This is a genomic window from Mesorhizobium sp. WSM4844 (assembly GCF_055811775.1).
Genome location: NZ_JBVVQB010000023.1, coordinates 97,980 through 104,360, shown reverse-complemented (window position 1 = coordinate 104,360; position 6,381 = coordinate 97,980). Strand labels below are relative to the sequence as shown.

Below are 6,381 nucleotides of genomic sequence, written 5' to 3'. Positions count from 1 at the left end.
GGGGCTGCGCGGCGGACACGCCAACGTCACCGCTGAATGCCACGCCATTTTTGCAGAACTTGACGCACACAACTCGGGCATTCCCTTGTGGAGGTTCATTCGGACCCTCCGAGATGTGCTGAAGCCTGGTAACTGCAGCCTCTTCGGGCCAGTCCGAATGGACAACCTCCTGAAAGTTCAAACCTATGGTGCCGCGGGCCGGTCCAGATGCTGTTTGCGCAACTCAAAAGCATTCTGAAGCCCAATCGACTGCGATGACGAGGACCGAGCGGTGCCCGCGGAGAGTTCCACCTCTCGGCCACCGCCCTGAACCTATGAAACTCGCCAAAATTGATCCCGTGCCAGAAGCAAGCCAGCTATGGAACCCGTGCCATGCCACACTTTGCGAATTTTGAAGCAAATCGCTGATCCAATTCTGCGTTGCTTGCAGCGCATAGTTGAGATCGTGGCTCACGTGCATGAGCATTCTTCTGTCCTTAAAAGATTGTCAGGTTCGGATCACTTGCCCTGAAGTCGAAATGCGTCTCGTTGGCCTTGAGGGCGGACCATCTGGTCGGGCCGGGATAGCGCTGCAAGGAAGAGGCGGATGGAAGTCGGCCTTCCGGTCGCGGAGTAGATTCCAGAGGCAAAGCCTGACCTTGGCATTCGCACGGTTCCGCCTGCGCGCCCGGACTGAGCGCCGCCATATTCGAAATCAATCGCCTTAGCGCAGCGGCACAACGAAAATCCGTGGCGCTGCAGCCTGCTTCAAAAGTACCGCGTGGATCTCATGCGGCCACGATTCAAACAAGGTGACAGCATCAGCGCGCTTCATCACGAGGCGCCCGCAGACCGCCGCGCCATACGCGCGACGGCGGGACGAACTCGCTTGTTGGAGAGAGCCCCTTCCAGCGCGCGCGTCGTCGCCTTTGCAGTCGCTTGAGAAACCGACAGTTACTGCAACTCGCGCGCGCGTCCGGCGCCATTCCCGGTTACCCAGATTGATTCCACGTTGCGCAGCATCGTTTCTACAACACTAAGGACGCGCTGCCCTTGCCGCGAAGTCAGGCGAGCGTCGATGTCGGGATAGATAAAGAAGGGAAGCGAAATGCGGTCAGTCGGACTGCGCGACCTGATGCGGCGTACTCTTGAAGCGAGTCGTCGCTCATGGTCTGAAGCATGTCGCCCAGATTGACTACGAGACTGTCGGGCAGGCTGGGCACCGGCATCCATCGCCCGCGGAACCACACCTGCAAAGAGCGCGTGGGGAGTTCCTCTTGCAGCAGCAGCGTGAAGAAGCCATGATCGGTGTGCTTGGCGCACGTGCCGCCGCGAGCCGGATACCGGATCACGCCCGAGCGTTAGCGGACTGAAATGGCGTCGTCCGGAAGGCGCGTGCGTCCGGCAAACGGACGCCGGTCGCCTTCGTTCTCGATTCGAGGTCGAATACTTCCTTTGGATCGAAGCCGGCCTCCGGATGTAGCATTTCGCCGTTCAACGGACTGTATCCACGGGCGGCAGTGGGATACACGTTTTAAGAGGCGTGACCGTAGCGGTCCTTAATCGACTGTGGCAACGCGAAGAACAGCCGAAGGCGCTCGCGCTCGTCGTGCTGCGTTTCATCGGCTGCCAGTTTGGCGAGGGAAAATTGTGGTAACGTGGTCATAATCGTTCATCCCTTGATGCTTTGGGTCTTATGAGACTCCTGGAGAAGCGGTAGTCCGCATCGTTGCCCGCGATGTATCTGCGGTCGTTTTACAATGTATCGGTACAGGAACGCCCGCCTTCTGCAGACAGCGCATCCCGTTATCAAAGGATACTCTACGTAACTCTTGCGAGTGCTTACGATGATAAACTCGCTCTGGCGCGTGACGCGAGCCAGCTCGCGCAGCCCATCCGGCCGGACATGCCCGAGCGTGAAGACGCCGCAGCAAACCGAAGATGCGTAGTTCGTCCTGGAGTATTTGAAGAGCGATCCATTTAAGGTCGACATTGCCTGGACAGGGCGGCGACCGCAGATTTGTCGGACCTTACCGGCCATCTCCCGAAAAGGCACTTTGCTATTGGTTCTTTAAGTAAACATGGCTCTTCCTTCTATGGTTGTGGATCGATACCTGCACCAACGCGTATATATCTATCGAATCACCGAAGATCTCAATACAAATATATTAATAATATGTTAAAAATCATAAAGACTTTACCAATTACCGCTTTATACCTTCTGGCCACGTAATGCTCAACCAAAGCCTGTTCAACGATACGCCCAAATCGCCGGAACTTGTTCGATTTTCGCACCGACCGCGCAATCTGAACCCCACAAAATGGGATCGTATGGTTAGCTAGAATTTTACGCGTGATTTGCTGGCTCAGACCGGAGCGGGCAATCGGGGTTTCGGACGCGCAGAAATCGCTCGCTATCAAGCAGGGTAAAGACGGCACGCCAGTGGCCGAAAAATCTGGGCAAAAGGAAGCGATCCCGAACACCCGGTGAGTGGAAGCGACGGCACGCTCTACTTACTCGACCATGCCTCAGCGACATCAAGACGGCTCAATTATAAGAATGCCGTTCTTCTTCACAGCAGACCAAACGTGACTTTGGCACAGTGTTTTTATTGACGGTTTTCGTCATTGAGTTTTACAAGTCAATAATGCCGCATTTTATGGCTTTTACGACTGCGGTCGTTCTGCTCGCTGTATTCATTTTTTTCATTACGTTTTTTATATGGAAGTTAACAGTATCTATGGATATCCCCGCAATCTTTCCTATCTCCCATGATGATTTACCTTTCGCCACCCATAGGATACACTCCTTTTCTCTAGGAGAAAGATTAGGCGTCTCCTCGATGCCGCTCGCCTTAGCAAACTTTGCGACTCTCAGATGGAAATGTAGCGCGGCAAGTTGCAAGTATGTGATTGTTCTATTTTGGAATTCACCGGCCCAAGATTGAACAAAGTTCATGATCGCAAAGCTGCCGTCGGGGCCGTGCAATGGAACGCTGATGCCCGACATCAGGCCAAACGTGGCAGCCTCGTCGAAAACGCGCCTTTCGTCTTCAGTCGTGCTTTCGTCGTTGTACACCTCGCTCCACCGAAAGGCTTCTGCTCGCCTCCGACTTCTCTTGATGGTGGGGTCTATCCTGTGATAACCCATTTCGAAATAGCGCTTTTGCCATTCATCAGGATAATTCAGCATAACGGCCGGATCGCCTCGCACCGGCGTTAAGCCTTTTTGGTCTGGTGCAAAAGAGCCATAGGCGATCCACGGGCAATCAAAATTGAGGGCAAAAGCAGATAACAAGTCGAACAACTGCTCGGGTTTTCCAATACCATCGGTTTCGTCGAGAAATCGGCCGAACTCGACCGTAAACGCCTCCCTGGCCGCCTCGGGGAAATTCATCGCAGGGACCAACAAGAGCCGGTCGGACACTCTGGTTGAGAGCCCTCGAAGTTGAGAGTCAGCAGTCCTCCGAGGGCGCTCCATAGTCTCTGCTCCGTTCCACGGCAAGCCAACATCGTCAGAGCTCTAGCATCTCACTGCAGTTGGGCAGTGTTAATTTAACTTAAATTGTGCTTAACTGTTGTAATAAGAGCGCAACAAATTTAAAGGTCACGTATATACTATTGGCGTACAAGATTCCCAGAAAAAAGAAACCTCAACCCGGAGACCTCGTATCCGTGTGTGCAGATACATTGGTTGCGCTGAGATTCTCGCGAACCTGCGCGTTCCGGGCTGTGGGTGTATTTGGATCCAGCTGGAAAGGATTGAGGCGGCGCCCTGCACATTGGCCCAGGTAGACGTCTGTTCGATCCGAGAGGAAGACATTGCCTCGGTCACGCGAGGGTGTTATTATCGTGTTGCTTTTGCTTAGCTCAACATCATCTCGCTTTTCGCCTCCGCAACGGGAACAACGGAACGCTGGAAGCTGCTAACATTCAGAAAACGGCGGCAACAAACAATCTCTGGCTGAACTAACTGAGCTTATACACATCTGTGATCAATAAGAACCTCCTTGTGTTACCTGCACAATAGGCAGTAACGCGGATAGATATTTGGCGATCGAATCGGAGATACGGTAGCACTAAAGCCCAAAGGCTTCATGTAATGTCGGGCTTTGGATCTGCCCGAGGGCTGTGACTGAAGGTGCCCCCGTTGAGACCGATTTGACATCTGCCCTGTCGGCGGAGGTCGGGCAGTCGCTAGGACATCAACTTTAGGTCCACCAGAGAACAAGATCTGGCCGCGCAAATCCGAAAAAGCTGTTCAGCAGCACGCGACGCTTTCCGTTGCCTGATTGGCCGGTGACCCCATGAACGAAACCGCCGTCAAGTAAGGCGATGTCCCCGGCCTTGAGCTGGATGTCGCGACAAGGCACATCCTTTAGATAGACTGCCGAATAGGGATAGCCCGTGGTCTCCACCCCCTGCGACTTTCGGTCGTCAACTGTCGGCTTGTGGCTCCAGAGCCGCAGATTGCCACCTTCCTCGGACATGCTGGGGTAGAAGTTGAGCGCGGCGACGGTATTGTGCGCCACCGCAGAGAGCTCGTAATCGTTCCCGGCACGTAGCACTTGAGCGACATCGTCGTGGGGGTCCAAGGAAAACGTGCCGCTGCCAGACCAACTGAGAGCGCGACAAACATTAGCCTGACCGTGTTCTGAACGGGCCAGCCGCAATTCGATGCCCTGTTTGTGAAGCTCGCGCTTCAGCGCTTCGAATAATGCTCGGACCGGGTCAACTAAATTGCCAAAAAGGGCCTCAACGTGCGGCCGTGCATTTTCCGCCTGCCTGAAATAGGTGGCTGCATCCTTCCTGTAGTGGGATGCGCCGACATATTGTCCGGGGACACCATCTTTGCGCTCGTTGAGACCGGGACTGCCAAAAAAATTCGCGGTGATCTCGTCGGCTGTTTCGCTGCTGAAAGCTTGCCTGATGTGCAGAGCGGTGATCTCACCTTTCAATACTGCGATAATCTCCGCTGTGCTGATTGATCCAGTTCGTTCTTTGATCGTAAGCGGCGAGATGGCCGGCGTTTGAGGTACTTGGTTAGTCGCCATTGGTTTTCTCCTGTAGTGCCTGATCGAGGATGGCAATGCCGTGATCGAGTTCGTTATCTGAGATGGTTATCGGCGGTAGTACTTTGATGACGTCGCGATTTGGCCCTGAAGACTCGATCAGCAAGCCATTTTCGAACGCGACATCGTGCACACGGCCAACAACTGCCTGCGAACGGCACTTGAGGCCGGCCATCAGACCACGGCCGCGCTTTTGTTCGATGCACTTGGGGAATTTCGCTACGAGGCGATCAAGGTGTTCTTGCAGTTTGACGGCCGTCCGCTCGACGGCTGTCGTAAATTGCCTATCGGACCACATTGTGCACATGGCAGCTGAAGTCACGAAGGCGAGGTTATTGCCTCTGAAGGTCCCGCTATGTTCTCCCGGATTCCATATGTCCATGTCAGGGCGAATCAGAACTATGGACAACGGATTACCTGAACCGCTCAGCGATTTCGAAAGACACACGATGTCGGGTTCGATTTTGGCGAATTCGAACGAGAAGAAATCGCCCGTTCGTCCCGAACCTGCCTGAATGTCATCGACGATGAAAACAACGTCGTGCTTACGGCAAATGCGCTGAATTTCTGCAAGCCATGGTGCGGATGCGGTGTTCATGCCGCCTTCTGCCTGGATGGGCTCCAGGATGATTGCGGCCGGCTTTTCTATCCCGCTGCCTGGGTCGCCCAACACGTGATCAATGTAACTCGCGGAATCGAAAGTTTGGTTCGGATAGTTCTCGTAAGGGACACGGATCACATCGTGGCGAGCAACGCCGCCAAGCTGTCGGGTTGACGCTGAACCCGACACCGCTAAGGAGCCGAGCGACATGCCATGGTACGAATTTGTGAAGGCCATGACACTTGAGCGGCCGGTATATTTTCGCGCCAGTGCCAACGCCGCTTCGTTAGCGTTTGTCCCGGTCGGCCCAGGAAACTGTATCTTGTAAGAAAGGCCCCGGGGCTTCAGGATCGACTCGACAAACACTTCGATGAAATCACGCTTTGCGGCTGTATACATATCAAGCGACAAAACAATATTTTTATCGGCGAGATATTGAATTGCCGGCGCCATAATGTCCGGATTGTTGTGACCGTAGTTGAGCGCGCCGGACCCTACAAGGAAATCAATATAGGGTTTGCCCGACTCGTCCCAGATTGTTGCCCCAAGGGACTTTGTAAAGACTGTTGGAAACGATCGCCCATAGCGACGAACGTTAGACTCGTAAGCTGCGAAAATGTCGACATCCATTAAAGGGCCTCTCTGTATGCGGCATGCGGTCAACGCTGCAGGTTCTATGTTCACGTATTCCAAACCATTGATTTCGACGATTATCTTCGGCCAATATCG

5 protein-coding genes are annotated in these 6,381 nt (G+C 54.0%); all 5 read right to left on the bottom strand.

Annotation, left to right across the window (positions count from 1 at the left end; translation table 11 throughout):
• Positions 1–1,043: 1,043 nt before the first annotated feature.
• Positions 1,044–1,331 (bottom strand): 2OG-Fe(II) oxygenase family protein, encoded by a 288-nt coding sequence (locus AC0L2A_RS19300; RefSeq protein ID WP_473610123.1) that lies wholly within the window; start codon positions 1,329–1,331, stop codon positions 1,044–1,046.
• A 182-nt stretch (positions 1,332–1,513) separates the two neighbouring features.
• On the bottom strand, positions 1,514–1,645 hold the full coding sequence (locus AC0L2A_RS19295) for a hypothetical protein (RefSeq protein WP_473610122.1): 132 nt from the start codon (positions 1,643–1,645) through the stop codon (positions 1,514–1,516).
• 969 nt (positions 1,646–2,614) lie between these two features.
• Positions 2,615–3,376, bottom strand: coding sequence for a helix-turn-helix transcriptional regulator (locus AC0L2A_RS19290; protein ID WP_473610120.1), 762 nt, complete (start codon positions 3,374–3,376; stop codon positions 2,615–2,617).
• Positions 3,377–4,190: 814 nt separating this feature from the next.
• Positions 4,191–5,033, bottom strand: coding sequence for a 2OG-Fe(II)-dependent halogenase WelO5 family protein (locus AC0L2A_RS19285; RefSeq protein ID WP_473610119.1), 843 nt, complete (start codon positions 5,031–5,033; stop codon positions 4,191–4,193).
• On the bottom strand, positions 5,023–6,282 hold the full coding sequence (gene ectB / locus AC0L2A_RS19280; RefSeq protein WP_473610117.1) for a diaminobutyrate--2-oxoglutarate transaminase: 1,260 nt from the start codon (positions 6,280–6,282) through the stop codon (positions 5,023–5,025). Before ectB ends, AC0L2A_RS19285 begins: the two co-directional genes overlap by 11 nt.
• Positions 6,283–6,381: the final 99 nt, after the last annotated feature.

What these genes read in the sequence shown, in the direction of transcription:
- AC0L2A_RS19290 (WP_473610120.1), bottom strand. Translation starts at nt 3,376, where the DNA reads ATGAATTTCCCCGAGGCGGCCAGGGAGGCGTTTACGGTCGAGTTCGGC.
- ectB (WP_473610117.1), bottom strand. Translation starts at nt 6,282, where the DNA reads ATGGATGTCGACATTTTCGCAGCTTACGAGTCTAACGTTCGTCGCTAT.
- AC0L2A_RS19285 (WP_473610119.1), bottom strand. Translation starts at nt 5,033, where the DNA reads ATGGCGACTAACCAAGTACCTCAAACGCCGGCCATCTCGCCGCTTACG.
- AC0L2A_RS19295 (WP_473610122.1), bottom strand. Translation starts at nt 1,645, where the DNA reads ATGACCACGTTACCACAATTTTCCCTCGCCAAACTGGCAGCCGATGAA.